General features: G+C 64.5%; 13 protein-coding genes. 6 read left to right on the forward strand and 7 right to left on the reverse strand.

Annotation, left to right across the window (positions count from 1 at the left end):
- Nucleotides 1-21 precede the first annotated feature (21 nt).
- Nucleotides 22-1,305 (reverse strand): Zn-dependent hydrolase, encoded by a 1,284-nt coding sequence (locus G9C89_RS18060; protein ID WP_172150592.1) that lies wholly within the window; start codon nt 1,303-1,305, stop codon nt 22-24.
- Between the two features lie 122 nt (nt 1,306-1,427).
- The gene (locus tag G9C89_RS18065; RefSeq protein ID WP_172150594.1) at nt 1,428-2,915 is read right to left on the reverse strand and encodes an NCS1 family nucleobase:cation symporter-1; all 1,488 of its coding nucleotides are present in this window, start codon (nt 2,913-2,915) and stop codon (nt 1,428-1,430) included.
- Nucleotides 2,916-3,514: 599 nt separating this feature from the next.
- Here G9C89_RS18065 and hydA point away from each other — a divergent pair.
- The 5 genes from hydA (at nt 3,515) to G9C89_RS18090 (ending at nt 8,906) form a co-directional block, all read left to right on the forward strand.
- A complete protein-coding gene (gene hydA / locus G9C89_RS18070; protein ID WP_172150596.1) occupies nt 3,515-4,954 on the forward strand; it encodes a dihydropyrimidinase in 1,440 nt (479 codons plus the stop codon).
- A gap of 159 nt (nt 4,955-5,113) precedes the next feature.
- The gene (locus G9C89_RS18075) at nt 5,114-6,481 is read left to right on the forward strand and encodes an NAD(P)-dependent oxidoreductase (RefSeq protein ID WP_172150795.1); all 1,368 of its coding nucleotides are present in this window, start codon (nt 5,114-5,116) and stop codon (nt 6,479-6,481) included.
- Nucleotides 6,482-7,756 carry an NAD-dependent dihydropyrimidine dehydrogenase subunit PreA gene (gene preA / locus G9C89_RS18080; protein WP_172150598.1) on the forward strand — a complete coding sequence of 425 codons (1,275 nt, stop codon included), beginning with the start codon at nt 6,482-6,484 and terminating at the stop codon, nt 7,754-7,756. It begins immediately after the preceding gene.
- An 80-nt stretch (nt 7,757-7,836) separates the two neighbouring features.
- Nucleotides 7,837-8,508 (forward strand): ribose-5-phosphate isomerase RpiA, encoded by a 672-nt coding sequence (gene rpiA / locus G9C89_RS18085; RefSeq protein WP_172150600.1) that lies wholly within the window; start codon nt 7,837-7,839, stop codon nt 8,506-8,508.
- A gap of 65 nt (nt 8,509-8,573) precedes the next feature.
- Entirely contained in the window at nt 8,574-8,906 is a 333-nt protein-coding gene (locus G9C89_RS18090) for a YegP family protein (RefSeq protein WP_172150602.1), read from the forward strand.
- A gap of 26 nt (nt 8,907-8,932) precedes the next feature.
- On the opposite strand, the gene G9C89_RS18095 is transcribed toward G9C89_RS18090, so the two are convergent.
- The 5 genes from G9C89_RS18095 to G9C89_RS18115 all read right to left on the reverse strand — a co-directional run bounded on the left by G9C89_RS18095 (nt 8,933) and on the right by G9C89_RS18115 (nt 13,811).
- Entirely contained in the window at nt 8,933-9,853 is a 921-nt protein-coding gene (locus tag G9C89_RS18095) for an SdiA-regulated domain-containing protein (RefSeq protein WP_172150604.1), read from the reverse strand.
- 104 nt (nt 9,854-9,957) lie between these two features.
- Complete coding sequence (locus G9C89_RS18100) at nt 9,958-10,305, reverse strand: NirD/YgiW/YdeI family stress tolerance protein (protein ID WP_172150606.1); 348 nt, start codon at nt 10,303-10,305, stop codon at nt 9,958-9,960.
- 251 nt (nt 10,306-10,556) lie between these two features.
- Nucleotides 10,557-11,489: an SdiA-regulated domain-containing protein gene (locus G9C89_RS18105; RefSeq protein WP_172150608.1), complete on the reverse strand. Its 933-nt coding sequence runs from the start codon at nt 11,487-11,489 to the stop codon at nt 10,557-10,559.
- 103 nt (nt 11,490-11,592) lie between these two features.
- A complete protein-coding gene (locus G9C89_RS18110; RefSeq protein ID WP_172150610.1) occupies nt 11,593-12,258 on the reverse strand; it encodes a fumarylacetoacetate hydrolase family protein in 666 nt (221 codons plus the stop codon).
- Between the two features lie 158 nt (nt 12,259-12,416).
- On the reverse strand, nt 12,417-13,811 hold the full coding sequence (locus G9C89_RS18115) for an FAD-binding oxidoreductase (RefSeq protein WP_172150612.1): 1,395 nt from the start codon (nt 13,809-13,811) through the stop codon (nt 12,417-12,419).
- 189 nt (nt 13,812-14,000) lie between these two features.
- Between G9C89_RS18115 and serA the strand changes: the two genes are divergently transcribed.
- Nucleotides 14,001-15,230 (forward strand): phosphoglycerate dehydrogenase, encoded by a 1,230-nt coding sequence (gene serA / locus G9C89_RS18120; protein WP_172150614.1) that lies wholly within the window; start codon nt 14,001-14,003, stop codon nt 15,228-15,230.
- Nucleotides 15,231-15,282 lie beyond the last annotated feature (52 nt).

A 15,282-nucleotide genomic window follows, 5' to 3' on the forward strand; every position in this document is an offset into this window, starting at 1 on the left:
CCTGGATGGCAAGCCGGCCAATCAGGCCGCCTGTTTTCCCTTGGCCAGCGCCGCGCAAGCCGCGAGCATCGCCCGCAGCAGCACCGCGCAGCCTGCGGCCAGGTCGGTCGGCGCGGCGTTCTCGATCTCGTTGTGGCTGATGCCGCCCTCGCAGGGCACGAAGATCATCCCGGCCGGGCCCAGCTCGGCGAGGAAGATCGCGTCATGCCCGGCACCGCTGACGATATCCATATGCGACAGCCCCAACCCGGCTGCAGCGCCACGTACCGCCTCGACGCAACCCTGATCGAAATACAGCGGCGGGAAATCGGCGGTGGGGGTCAGCTCGAAACTCAGGCCGTGCTGGGCACAGGTCGCCTCGATCACCCCGCGCACCTCTTTGATCATCGAATCCAGGCGCGCCGGCTCGAGATGGCGGAAGTCCAGGGTCATGCGCACCTCGCCGGGGATCACGTTGCGCGAACCGGGATAGGCCTGCAGGCAGCCGACCGTGCCGCAGGCGTGCGGTTGATGTTCCAGGGCCACCCGGTTGACCGCGGCGACCACCGCGGCGGCGCCGACCAGGGCGTCCTTGCGCAGATGCATCGGGGTCGGCCCGGCATGGGCCTCGACACCCCGGAGGTTGAGGTCGAACCATTTCTGGCCGAGGGCGCCGAGCACCACGCCGATGGTCTTGCGCTGGTCCTCGAGGATCGGCCCCTGCTCGATATGCGCCTCGAAATAGGCGCCCACCGCATGCCCGGTGACCGCGCGGCTACCGGCATAGCCGATGGCGTTCAATGCCTCGCCGACCGTGATGCCTTCGGCATCGCGCTTGGCCAGGGTTTCTTCCAGGGTGAATTTCTCGGCGAACACCCCGGAGCCCATCATGCAGGGGGCGAAGCGCGAGCCTTCCTCGTTGGTCCAGACCACCACCTCCAGCGGTGCCTCGGTCTGCACGCCCAGGTCGTTGAGGGTGCGCAGCACCTCCAGGCCGGCCAGCACGCCGAAGCAGCCGTCGAACTTGCCGCCGGTGGGCTGGGTGTCGATATGGCTACCGGTCATCACCGGCGGCAAGGCGGGATTGCGCCCGGCCCGGCGGGCGAAGATATTGCCGACACCATCGACCGTCACCGTGCAGCCGGCCTCTTCGCACCAGCGCACGAACAGGTCGCGGGCCTGGCGATCCAGGTCGGTCAGGGCCAGACGACAGACCCCGCCCTTGACGGTGGCACCGAGCTTGGCCAGTTCCATCAGCGACTGCCACAGGCGTTCGCCATCGATATGCGCTTGGCTGGACTGCAGGACGTTTTCTGCCGTGTTCATGCCGATCTCCTCGATCTGTCATCTGTGACTCGCCCGCGGGAGAGGGGCGCGTCTGCTGGATCGCATCGCGAGCAGGCTCGCGCCTACAGGTGCGCGCGGTCATTGCTCGCGGTGCTTTTGCCTCACACCGGCGCCTTGGCCACCAGCGCTTGCGTCCCGCGCAGGCTGCCCAGGGCGAAATAGAGCAGGCCGCCGAGGAAGGAACCGGTGAACCAGCCATAGTCGTAGAACCAGCTGAAGGCGTTGCTGCCGAGCGACAACAGGGTCAATGCCACCGGTACGGCGAAGGCAACGAAGCCGATCCAGTTCCAGGCCGGGTAGACGTCGTCGCGGTACAGGCCGGCGAGGTCGAGCTGCTGCTTCTTGATCAGGAAGTAGTCCACTACCATGATCCCGGCGATCGGCCCGAGCAGGCTCGAATAACCCAGCAACCAGTTGGAATAGACGCTTTCCAGGCTCAGGTCGGAGACCAGCAGGCCGAGTTTCTTCAGCAGCTCATGGCCCATCAGTGCCAGGCCGATCAGGCCGGTGAGCAGCACCGCCTTGGTCCGATCGATCCGCTTGGGCGCGATGTTCTGGAAGTCGTTGGTCGGCGAGACGATATTCGCCGCGGTGTTGGTCGACAGGGTCGCGACTATGATCAGCGCCATGGCCAGGGCGACCCAGCCGGGGCTCTGGATATGGCCGATCAGGCTGACCGGATCGGCCACGGTCTCGCCGACCAGCGAGGCCGAGGCGGCGGTCAGCACCACGCCGAGGGCGGCGAAGAGGAACATGGTCAGCGGCAGGCCGAGGATCTGGCCGAGGATCTGGTCCTTCTGGCTCTTGGCGTAGCGACTGAAGTCGGGGATGTTCAGCGACAGGGTGGCCCAGAAGCCGACCATGGCGGTCAGACCGGCGAGAAAGTAGCCGGTGACGCTGGCGCCCTCGGGACGGCTAGGTGGCTGCGCCAGCAACTCGCTCATCGACACGTTGGGCAACGCCCACACCAGCAGACCGACACCGACCAGCACCAGCAATGGCGCGGAGAGGGTTTCCAGCCACTTGATCGACTCGGCGCCGCGCAGCACGATCCACAGGTTGAGGGTCCAGAAGATCATGAAACCGATCACCTCGCCGGTGCCGCCCAGGCTCTTCCAGCCCTCGAAGATCGAGCCGAGCAGCAGGTGGATGGCCAGGCCGCCGAACATGGTCTGGATGCCGAACCAGCCGCACGCCACCACCGCGCGAATCAGGCAGGGCACGTTGGAGCCGATCACGCCGAACGACGAGCGCAACAGCACCGGGAAGGGAATACCGTACTTGGTGCCGGGGAAGGCGTTCAGGGTCAGCGGCACCAGCACCACGATATTGGCCAGCAGGATCGCCAGCAGCGCCTCGCCCACCGACAGACCGAAGTAGGCGGTCAATACGCCACCGAGGGTGTAGGTGGGCACGCAGATCGACATGCCGACCCAGAGCGCAGTGATGTGCCACTTGTTCCAGGTGCGCTCGTGCACCTTGGTCGGGGCGATGTCGTGGTTGTAGCGCGGGCTGTCGAGTACGTCGGGGCCAGCGGCCAGTTCGTACAAACCATCGCGCTCGGTCACTTGCGATCTGCTCTGCTGCATGGAGCCTCTCCAGGAATTGTTCTGCTTGTTCGCTCATCGGGGGTGAGCCGATGGCCGGAGTATGGGTGCATCTCGGGGCCGGCCAACCCGGTAGCGGCGACACTCAATAAGCATGCCGAAAACTGCGCGCGCCACTCGAAAACCGCATCAACACAAGCCAACCAGCTGATATTCAACAGTTTTATAACAGGGAGCAAGCTCCTGCGGCGGTCTCGCCGGCTTGTCGATGATTGACCAGACCAGCCTGTCTGCATAGTCAGGATTCAAACTGGTGCAGGCAAGCTTTTTTCCAGCGCCTGACGCGGTTCACAGGCGCCACTCAACCGGCTGATTTTCCATAGGAAATCTTGACCATATTGGCTTCTTGTCAAGTGCGTCAAAAAGATCGAGGCACGCACCATTTTGTTTATTTGTGTATTTTTTCGTTTAATATCAATAATTTAATTAGTACAAAATTGATCGAAAAATAATCTTGATCAATCCAAAAACAGCGACTAGATTCAATTCCTGTCAGCCATGACAGGAATTTAAACGCTCCCGCCTGGCTCGCCATAACACCAAGAACCGGCACGCACCGGTCAGCCTGAGAGGAACTCGCTATGTCGCTGTTGATCCGTGGCGCCACCCTGGTCACCCATGAGGAAAGCTACCGCGCCGACCTGCTCTGCGCCGACGGCCTGATCCAGGCCATCGGCGCCAACCTCGACGCCCCGGCCGGCTGCCAGGTGCTCGACGGCAGCGGCCAGTACCTGATGCCCGGCGGCATCGACCCGCACACCCACATGCAACTGCCGTTCATGGGCACGGTGGCCAGCGAGGACTTCTTCAGCGGCACCGCCGCGGGCCTGGCCGGCGGCACCACCTCGATCATCGACTTCGTCATCCCCACCCCGCAGCAGTCGCTGCTCGAAGCCTTCCACTGCTGGCGCGGCTGGGCGGAGAAGTCCGCGTCCGACTACGGCTTCCATGTCGCCATCACCTGGTGGAGCGAGCAGGTCGCCGCCGAGATGGGCGAGCTGGTGGGCAAGCATGGGGTCAACAGTTTCAAGCACTTCATGGCCTACAAGAACGCCATCATGGCCGCCGACGACACCCTGGTGGCCAGCTTCGAGCGCTGCCTGCAGCTGGGCGCGGTGCCTACCGTGCACGCGGAGAATGGCGAGCTGGTCTACCACCTGCAGAACAAGCTGCTGGCCCAGGGCATGACCGGGCCGGAGGCGCACCCGCTGTCGCGGCCGGCGCAGGTCGAGGGCGAGGCCGCCAGCCGCGCCATACGCATCGCCGAGACCCTGGGCACGCCGCTGTATCTGGTGCACGTCTCGACCCGGGAAGCCCTGGACGAGATCAGCTACGCCCGGGCCAAGGGCCAGCCGGTGTACGGCGAAGTCCTGGCCGGCCACCTGCTGCTCGACGACAGCGTCTACCGCCACCCGGACTGGCAGACCGCCGCCGGCTACGTGATGAGCCCGCCGTTCCGCCCGCGCGGCCATCAGGAGGCACTGTGGCGCGGCCTGCAATCGGGCAACCTGCACACCACCGCCACCGACCACTGCTGCTTCTGCGCCGACCAGAAAGCCGCCGGCCGCGACGACTTCAGCAAGATCCCCAATGGCACCGCCGGCATCGAAGACCGCATGGCCGTGCTCTGGGACGAGGGGGTCAACAGCGGCAAGCTGTCGATCCACGATTTCGTCGCCCTGACCAGCACCAACGCCGCGAAGATCTTCAACCTGTTCCCGCGCAAGGGCGCGCTGCGCGTCGGCGCCGATGCCGACCTGGTGCTCTGGGATCCGCAGGGCAGCCGGACCATCTCGGCCAAGACCCACCACCAGCAGGTCGACTTCAACATCTTCGAGGGCAAGACCGTGCGCGGCGTGCCCAGCCACACCATCAGCCAGGGCAAGCTGGTCTGGGCCGACGGCGAGCTGCGCGCCGAGCGCGGTGCCGGCCGCTACGTCGAGCGCCCGGCCTACCCGGCGGTGTTCGACCTGCTGAGCAAGCGCGCCGAGCTGAATCGGCCGCGGCCGGTCAAGCGCTGAACCTCAGGGCCTGCGGCCCTTATCGCGAGCAAGCTCGCTCCTACAAAGACCTGCGCAGCCACTGTAGGAGCGAGCTTGCTCGCGATCGAGCGCGCAGCGCTCACCATGAAAACAACGCCCGTCAGAGGCCATCCGCCACAAGACCGTGAGGCAATTACCGTGATAGACACCCTCAGCCATTTGCCGCGACCGCCTGCCGGCGCGGCCGAACTGGCCGATCGCTTCGGCGATCTGGCCCCGCCTCTCACTGCCCGCCAGGCCGCCCTGGAAAGCGCGCGCTGCCTGTATTGCTACGACGCGCCCTGCGTCAACGCCTGCCCCAGCGAGATCGACATTCCCGCGTTTATCCGCAGCATCCAGCAGGAGAATGTCCAGGGCGCGGCGCAGACCATCCTCTCGGCGAATATCCTCGGCGGCAGCTGCGCCCGCGTCTGCCCCACCGAAATCCTCTGCCAGCAGGCCTGCGTGCGTAACAACGCGCAGGAATGCGCGCCGGTGCTGATCGGCCTGCTGCAGCGCCATGCCCTCGACCACGCGCAGTTCAGCGAACACCCGTTCCAGCGCGCCCCGGCCAGCGGCAAGCGCATCGCCGTGATCGGTGCCGGCCCGGCGGGTTTGTCCTGCGCCCATCGCCTGGCCCTGCACGGCCATGAGGTGGTGGTGTTCGAGGCCCGCGAGAAGGCCGGCGGCCTCAACGAGTACGGCATCGCCAAGTACAAGCTGGTGGAGGACTTCGCCCAGCGCGAGCTGGACTTCCTCCTGCAGATCGGCGGCATCGAGATCCGCCACGGCCACCGGCTGGGCGACGACCTCAGCCTGAGTGAACTGCACCAGCAGTTCGACGCGCTGTTCCTCGGCATCGGTCTGGCCGCCAGCAAGCGCCTCGGCCTGGCCGGCGAAGACGCGCCGGGCCTGCTCGCCGCCACCGACTACATCCGCGAACTGCGCCAGAGCGACGACCTGAGCCAGCTGCCGCTGGCCGAGCGCTGCACCGTCCTCGGCGCCGGCAATACCGCCATCGACATGGCGGTGCAGATGAGCAAGCTCGGCGCCCGCGACGTCAACCTGGTCTACCGCCGTGGCTTCGCGGAGATGGGCGCTACCGGCCACGAGCAGGATATCGCCAAGGCCAACCAGGTGCGCCTGCTGACCTGGGCCCAGCCGCAAGAGGTACTGCTGAACGATCAGGGTCAGGTGCGCGGCATGCGCTTCGCCCGCACCCGCCTGGACAGCGGCCGCCTGCAGAGCACCGGGGAGAGCTTCGAGCTGGCCGCCGACGCCATCTTCAGCGCCATCGGCCAGGCCTTCGACGGCCAAGCCCTGGTTGATCCGCTGGCCGGCGAACTCAAGCGCGAGGGCGAACGCATCTGGGTCGACCAGAACCTGCAGACCAGCGTGCCCGGCATCTATGCCGGCGGCGACTGCACCGCCCTGGGCCAGGACCTCACCGTGCAGGCCGTGCAGCACGGCAAGCTGGCCGCCGAGGCCATCCACACCCACCTGATGCGCAACGCGGAGGCCGCATAAATGGCTGATCTATCCATCGAATTCGCCGGCATCAAGGCACCCAACCCGTTCTGGCTGGCCAGCGCACCGCCCACCGACAAGGCCTACAACGTGATCCGCGCCTTCGAGGCCGGCTGGGGCGGCGTGGTCTGGAAGACCCTCGGCGAGGACCCGGCGGCGGTCAACGTGTCGTCGCGCTACTCGGCGCACTTCGGCGCCAACCGCGAGGTGCTCGGCTTCAACAATATCGAGCTGATCACCGACCGCTCCCTGGAGATCAACCTGCGCGAGATCACCCAGGTGAAGAAGGCCTGGCCGGACCGCGCGCTGATCGTCTCCTTGATGGTGCCCTGCATCGAGGAATCCTGGAAAGCCATACTGCCACTGGTGGAAGCTACCGGCTGCGACGGCATCGAGCTGAACTTCGGCTGCCCCCACGGCATGCCCGAGCGCGGCATGGGCGCGGCGGTCGGCCAGGTGCCGGAGTACGTCGAGCGGGTCACCCGCTGGTGCAAGAGCTACTGCGCGCTGCCGGTGATCGTCAAGCTCACCCCCAACATCACCGACATCCGCACCGCCGCCCGCGCCGCCTATCGCGGCGGCGCCGATGCGGTGTCGCTGATCAACACCATCAACTCGATCACCAGCGTCGACCTTGAGCGCATGGTCGCCAACCCGATCGTCGGCAGCCAGAGCACCCACGGCGGCTACTGCGGCTCGGCGGTCAAACCGATCGCCCTGAACATGGTCGCCGAGATCGCCCGCGACCCCGAGACCCGCGGCCTGCCGATCTGCGGCATCGGCGGCATCGGCAGCTGGCGCGATGCGGCGGAGTTCGTCGCCCTGGGTTGCGGCGCGGTGCAGGTGTGCACTGCGGCCATGCTGCATGGTTTCCGCATCGTCGAGCAGATGCAGGACGGCCTGTCGCGCTGGATGGACAGCCAGGGCTACGCCAGCCTGGCCGACTTCTCCGGCAAGGCAGTGGGCAACACCACCGACTGGAAGTACCTGGACATCAACTACCAGGTGATCGCCCGGATCGACCAGGACGCCTGCATCGGCTGCGGGCGCTGCCACATCGCCTGCGAAGACACTGCGCACCAGGCCATCGCCAGCCTCGCCCAGGCCGACGGCACGCATAAGTACGAGGTGATCGACGCCGAATGCGTGGGCTGCAACCTGTGCCAGATCACCTGCCCGGTGCAGGATTGCATCGAGATGGTGGCGCAGGACACCGGCAAGCCGTTCCTCGACTGGCAGCACGATCCGCGCAATCCGTACCGCGTGGCCTCGTAGTGGTCGTGCAGGGGGCGAGGATTTCAGCCACATGCGGCTATAATTCACGCCCTCCGATTCCACCAGGCGCAGAGACCGCGATGAACCAGGATCAACTCAAGCAAGCAGTCGCTCAGGCTGCCGTCGACTTCATCCTCCCCAAGCTCGACGCCAAGAGCGTCGTCGGGGTCGGCACCGGCTCCACGGCCAACTGTTTTATCGATGCCCTGGCCCAGCACAAGGCCGAGTTCGACGGCGCCGTGGCCAGCTCCGAAGCCACTGCCGCGCGCCTCAAGGGCCACGGTATTCCGGTTTATGAGCTGAATACCGTCAGCGACCTGGAGTTCTATGTCGATGGCGCCGATGAAAGCGACGAGCACCTCAACCTGATCAAGGGCGGCGGCGCCGCCCTGACCCGCGAGAAGATTGTCGCCGCCGTGGCCAAGACCTTCATCTGCATCGCCGACGCCAGCAAGCTGGTGCCGGTGCTCGGCAGCTACCCGCTGCCGGTGGAAGTGATTCCGATGGCGCGCAGCCATGTCGCCCGCGAACTGGTCAGGCTCGGTGGCGACCCGGTATACCGCGAGGGCGTGACCACCGACAACGGCAACCAGATCCTCGACGTCTACAACCTGTCGATAGTCAACCCGCGCGAACTGGAAGCGCAGATCAACAATATCGTCGGCGTGGTCACCAATGGCCTGTTCGCCGCACGCCCGGCGGACCTGCTGCTGCTCGGCACCGCCGACGGGGTGAAAACCCTTACCCGCTGAGCGCTGGCCGGATACGCAATCGGAGCTAGGCTTGCTGGGGTATCCCCCAGGTTCAGGAGCTCAGCATGGCCAGCAAATTTCACCTGAAGACAGCCAAGGACGGTCAGTTTCACTTCAACCTGCTCGCCGGCAACGGCGAGATCATTCTCACCAGCGAGCTGTACAAGAGCAAACCCTCGGCCCTCAACGGCATCGAGTCGGTGCAGAAAAACGCGCAGCGCGAGGGTGCCTTCGAGGTCAAACCTGCCGCCGGCGGCAAGTTTCACTTCGTGCTCAAGGCCACCAATGGCCAGGTGGTCGGCCAGAGCCAGCTATATGCCAGCGAAGCCAGCTGCCAGAACGGCGTCGAGTCGGTGAAGAAAAATGCGCCGGCGGCGACCCTGCACGACGAAAGCTGACGTCCCGGCAGGCGAAGGCCGGGTAATCACTCGGCCTTTTTCTTGAACAGATAGAACAGATTCGGCTCGCTGATCAGGTACAGGTTGCCATCGTTGTCCATGGCCACCCCTTCCGCCTGCGGCACCGTGGCCTTGAGTCCCTGCTGCCCGGCCAACAGCGACAGGCTGCTGATCGGCTTGCCGGCGACATTCAGTTCCAGCACCAGGCGCGACTCATCGGACAAGGCCAGCAGATGCCCGGTGCGCTGGTCGTACTGCAAACTGGACAGGTCGCGCACGAACAGCCCGGCATCGCGCGCCAGGTCATCCACCACATGCACGGCAAACGGCTGACCCGGATCGCTGTGCGGAAAGCCATGAATCTCGTAGATGCGCAGCGGATCGCGCTCCTTGGCGACGAACAGGCGCTGGCCGACCGAGTCGTAAGCCAAGCCCTCGAAGCCCTTGTTGTCGCTCAGCTCGATGCCCAGCGACAGTTGCTGGGCACTGGTCGCGTCGACCTCGCGGGTGTCCTCGTCCAGGCGCACCTTGATCAGGCGCTGGCGACGCTCGTCGCTGATCACATAGAGGCCGCGACTGATGTATTCGACCGCCTCGGCATCGCCAAAACCGATCAGCTTGACTCGGCGCAGGACGCGACCGTCGAGCGACAGTTCGATCAATTCCGGATTCTGGTTGGTGACGGTAAACAGACTGCGCCGATCCGGGTCGTAGGTCAGCGCCGAGACATCGTCGTCCAGGCCGACGATCGGTTGCGCCTCGATCGCCACCCGGTAATCCGTCAGCCAGATCGAGTCATCCTGCCATTGCGCCACCTGTCGCCATTGCTGCGCGTTGAACCAGGCACGCTCGAACAGACGGTAGTCCTGGGCCAGCCAACCCAGCACCAGCAGCACTGCCAGCAACAGCCCCAGGGCCAGACGTTTGCGGGTAAGCATAGGGTGCATCGCTTTTTCACTCACAGATTGCTCAACGCACAACCACGCCAGTCCGAAGCAGAAGCCTCGGGCTGGCGTGGTGGTGTGGGTCAGCCGCACATCGCGGCTGGTTTTCAGTTACTCAGTTCGACCATATCGACATCGATTTCGCGGCTGGTCAGATCACGATCGACCTCGCCGGTCAGTTTGACCATGGCCTTTTCGGAAACAGCCTGCGCCGGCCAATCCTCATTGTCGATCTCAACCTGGATGGTGCCGGTGGCATCCTTGAACTCGTAGAGTTCGTCTTGCAGACGCTTGACGATCTGGCCCTGCAGGACAACCGGAGTATCGTCGGCGGCGTCCAGTGCAGCAGCCACCGTGCTGACCTGGGTGATGGCGCCGGGGCCGGTATAACCTTCGGCCAAGGCAGCGGCAGTGAACAGTGGGGCAAGCAGCAGAACAAGTGTGCAACGCTTCATGGTGGATCTCGCTAATCGGTAAATGACCCGGTCAGATTAGCGAGCACGGCTGAACCCAGGCTTAATCCGAGCTTAAGCCAAACTTAACCGGCACACCCCACGCTTGCCCTCGCCGCTCGGCCGGCTGGCAATGCGCCGATCCGTTCGCCGCGACAGCCTGCCGGATGTACCCGGCGCCGATGATCCACGGTGTACGGCCTGCGGCGAGTGACAGCCTGCAGATTGTGGGTTGTTCGAGGATGTCGGGACGCTTAATCGACCTGCGTGGGCAGCTCCACCGGCACGTCCTTGCTGAACACATAGAGCAGGTTGGGTTCGCCGACGATGTAGATATTGCCCGCCGCATCCATAGTCACGCCTTCGGCCTGCTTGATGCTCTGGTGCAGACCGTTGAGACCGCCAATCAGGCTGATGAAGCTGACCGGCTGCCCCTGCTCATCCAGCTCCAGGAGCAGACGCGACTCGTCGGAAAGCACCAGGGAGTGACCGGTGCGCGCATCGAAACTCAACGAAGAAATATCGCGCACGAACGCGCGCTTCGAGGGCAACGCCTGCAGCGTCCCGGCGGCGCCGTCCTCGCCGGGAAACGGCAAGCTGAACAGCCCCAGCGGACCGCGCTCCTTGCCGAGCAGCAACCGCTGATTGCGCGAGTCCCAGGCAATCCCCTCGAAGCCCTTGTTGCCGGAATCGGCAAAGCCCAGGTCGAACGATGGATAATCGCCGGCATCCAGGCTCTGCGTGTCGGCGTCGATACTGAACGCCGTCAAGCTGCGCCGGCGCTCGTCGATGATCGCCAGGCGTCCGCCGGAGATGACCTCGACGCCCTCGGGATCGGAAAAGCCGCTGAGCGGGATACGCCGCAGCACCTCACCGGCCAGCGACAACTCGACCAGTTGCGGGTGCTTGCCGGTCACGGTGAACAGGGTGTCGCTAGCGGGGCTGTAGGTCAGCCCTGAGGTTTCGTCCCGCTCCAGGCCGGTCAACGACCGACCCTGCACGACCACCCGATAGCCCGGCAGCCAGATGCTCGCCTGCTGCTCGGCAACACTCCGCCGGCCTTCCTCGAGCCAGAACCAGGCGCGATCGTCCAGGCGCAGAAAGTCGACCAGCAGCACCGTGGCAACGACCAGCAACAGCAGCAGCAACCGGCGCGGGCGCATGAAACGAAGGAACTGGGCAGGCATCGGCACGACTCGAGAAAACCATGGCCATCAGACTAGCGGCCAAAGCTTAAGGTTCGATTACCCACAGAGAGCGTCTCCAGGCGCCCCGTACACGACTGGCCGGTTACAGCACGCGGCTGGCGAAACACGAGTGGCCGACCAGTTCCAGCACCAGCTCATCGCCCTTGTGCAACGGCCCGACCCCGACCGGCGTACCGGTGAGGATCACGTCGCCCGGCTGCAGGCTGAAGTGCCCGGCGATGTGCTGGATCATCGGCAGGATCGGGTTGAGCATGTCGCGGCTGTTGCCGTCCTGACGCACTTCGCCGTTGATCGTCAGGCGAATGCCGATATCACTCAGGTCCTCCACCGCATCGCCCGGCACGAAGGGCGCCAGCACGCAGGCGCCATCGAAGGACTTGGCGATTTCCCAGGGGTAGCCCTTGTCCTTGAGCTTGGCCTGCAGGTCGCGCAGGGTCAGGTCGAGGGCCGGAGCGAAGCCGGAAATCGCGTCCAGCACTTCTTCGGCATTGGGCGTGCGCGACAATGGCTTGCCGATCAGCACGGCGATCTCCGCCTCGTAATGCACCGCACCGCGCTCGTCGGGAATCGCAAACCCCTCGTCCAGCGCCACCACACAGCTGCCGGCCTTGATGAACAGCAGCGGCTCGCTCGGTACCGGGTTGTTCAGTTCCTTGGCGTGTTCGGCGTAGTTGCGGCCGATGCACACCACCTTGCCCATGGGGAAGTGGATATGGGTGCCGTCGACATACTGGTGCTGGTAACTCATCACAGACTCCTTATGGGAATGCGCCGCGCGCTGCTCTTAAAACGCTGCTCTTGGTAGGAGCCAGCTTGCTGGCGATCAGTGGCCCGATCCGGCTTCTCGATACTGCGGATCGCCAGCAAGCTGGCTCCTACAGGCAATACAGATGATTCGCGTACCAATCAGAGCGGGAAGATCTTGCCGGGGTTCATGATGCCGTTAGGATCGAACACCGCCTTGATCGCCTTCATGTAGCCGATCTCCGCCTCGGAGCGGCTGTAATGCAGGTAATCGCGCTTGGTCATGCCGACGCCGTGTTCGGCGCTGATCGAGCCGTTGTACTTCTGCACGGTCTCGAACACCCACTTGTTGACCGTGGCGCACTTGGCAAAGAACTCGTCCTTGGACAGGCTCGAAGGCTTGAGGATATTCAGGTGCAGGTTGCCGTCGCCGATGTGGCCGAACCAGACGATCTCGAAGTCCGGGTAGTGTTCACCGACGATGGCGTCGATGTCGTGGAGGAAGGCCGGCACTTTCGATACCGTGACCGAGATGTCGTTCTTGTACGGGGTCCAGTGACTGATGGTCTCGGAGATGTATTCGCGCAGCTTCCACAGGTTCTGCAGTTGCTGTTCGCTCTGGCTCATCACCCCGTCCAGCACCCAACCCTGTTCGACGCAATGCTCGAAGGTGGCCAGGGCCGCCTCGGCCACCTGCTCGCTGCTGGCCTCGAACTCCAGCAGCGCATAGAACGGGCAGTCGGTTTCGAACGGTGCCGGCACGTCGCCGCGGGCCATGACCTTGGCCAGCGCCTTGTCGGAGAAGAACTCGAAGGCGGTCAGGTCCAGCTTGTTCTGGAAGGCGTGCAGCACCGGCATGATCGAATCGAAATCGGCCGCGCCGAGGACCATGGCGGTGAGGTTCTGCGGCGCGCGGTCGAGGCGCATGGTCGCCTCGACCACGAAGCCCAGGGTGCCTTCGGCGCCGATGAACAGCTGGCGCAGGTCGTAGCCGGTGGCGTTCTTGATCAGGTCCTTGTTCAGCTCCAGCAGCTCGCCGGTGCCGGTGACGACCTTCAGACCGGCCACCCAGTTGCGGGTCATGCCGTAACGAATCACCTTGATCCCGCCGGCATTGGTGCCGATATTGCCGCCCAGCTGGCTCGAACCGCTGGAGGCGAAATCGACCGGGTAGTACAGCCCCTGCTCTTCGGCGAACAGCTGCAACTGCTTGGTCACCACACCCGGCTGACAGACCACGCAGCGGTCGAATTCGTTGAACGCGAGAATCTGGTTCATATAGTCGAAGGCCACCACCACTTCGCCGTTGGCCGCAACGGCAGCGGCCGACAGCCCGGTGCGCCCGCCCGACGGCACCAGGGCGACCTTGTGCTGGTTGGCCCAGCGGACGATGGCCTGGACCTGCTCGATGCTCTTGGGAAAGACGATGGCGCAAGGGGCCGGGGCGAAATGTTTGGTCCAATCCTTGCCGTAGGCGTTGAGGGAATCGGCATCGGTGAGCACCTTGCCGGGCTCAACCAGGGTCTTCAGCTCTTCGATCAGCGCAGGATTGGTCATCTACGGAACTCTCAAACGATTCATGGTCACCCTGAGCACGCTTCATCTGCCAGGGGTGGGTGTTTCGCGGGGCGCTTATGCTAGCATACGCACCCCGTGAATCGTGCTCCCGCGCCGATCTGCGGGGGCCCGGTCAGCAACGTAGCTGGCCTTTCCCTGATCACTATTTGTGGGACAACAGGTACTCCGATGAGCAAGACCTCTCTCGACAAGAGCAAGATCAAGTTCCTTCTTCTCGAAGGCGTCCACCAGAATGCCGTGGACACCCTGAAGGCTGCCGGCTACACCAACATCGAGTACCACAAGGGCGCACTGTCCGACGACGAGCTGAAAACCAGGATCGCCGACGCGCACTTCATTGGCATTCGCTCACGCACCCAGCTGACCGCCGATGTCTTCGATTGCGCGAACAAGCTGGTCGCCGTCGGCTGCTTCTGCATCGGCACCAACCAGGTCGACCTCGACGCCGCCCGCGAGCGCGGTATCGCGGTGTTCAACGCGCCTTACTCGAACACCCGCTCGGTGGCCGAACTGGTGCTGGCCCAGGCCATCCTGCTACTGCGCGGCATCCCGGAAAAGAACGCCTCCTGCCACCGTGGCGGCTGGATCAAATCGGCAGCCAACTCCTTCGAGATCCGCGGCAAGAAGCTCGGCATCGTCGGCTACGGCTCGATCGGCACCCAGCTCTCGGTCCTCGCCGAAGCCCTCGGCATGCAGGTGTTCTTCTACGACACCGTGACCAAGCTGCCGCTGGGCAACGCCACCCAGATCGCCAAGCTGCATGACCTGCTGGGCATGTGCGACATCGTCTCGCTGCACGTGCCGGAACTGCCGTCGACCCAGTGGATGATCGGCGAGAAGGAAATCCGCGCGATGAAGAAGGGCGGCATCCTGATCAACGCCGCCCGCGGCACCGTGGTCGAGCTGGAGCACCTGGCCGCCGCGATCAAGGACGAACACCTGATCGGCGCCGCCATCGACGTGTTCCCGGTCGAACCGAAGTCCAACGACGAAGAGTTCGAAAGCCCGCTGCGCGGCCTGGACCGGGTGATCCTCACCCCGCACATCGGCGGCTCCACCGCCGAAGCCCAGGCCAACATCGGCCTGGAAGTGGCGGAAAAGCTGGTCAAGTACAGCGACAACGGCACCTCGGTATCCTCGGTCAACTTCCCCGAAGTCGCCCTGCCGGCGCACCCGGGCAAGCACCGCCTGCTGCACATTCACCAGAACGTGCCGGGCGTGATGAGCGAGATCAACAAGGTGTTCGCCGAAAACGGCATCAACATCTCCGGCCAGTTCCTGCAGACCAACGACAAGGTCGGCTATGTCGTGATCGACGTCGACGCCGACTACTCCGACCTGGCGCTGGAGAAGCTGCAACACGTCAACGGCACCATCCGCAGCCGCGTGCTGTTCTAAGCACGGCCGCGAGGCAAAAAAGGGAAGCTGCGGCTTCCCTTTTTCATGGCGA

Origin of the sequence: Pseudomonas tumuqii (genome assembly GCF_013184545.1) — a bacterium.
GTDB lineage: Bacteria > Pseudomonadota > Gammaproteobacteria > Pseudomonadales > Pseudomonadaceae > Aquipseudomonas > Aquipseudomonas tumuqii.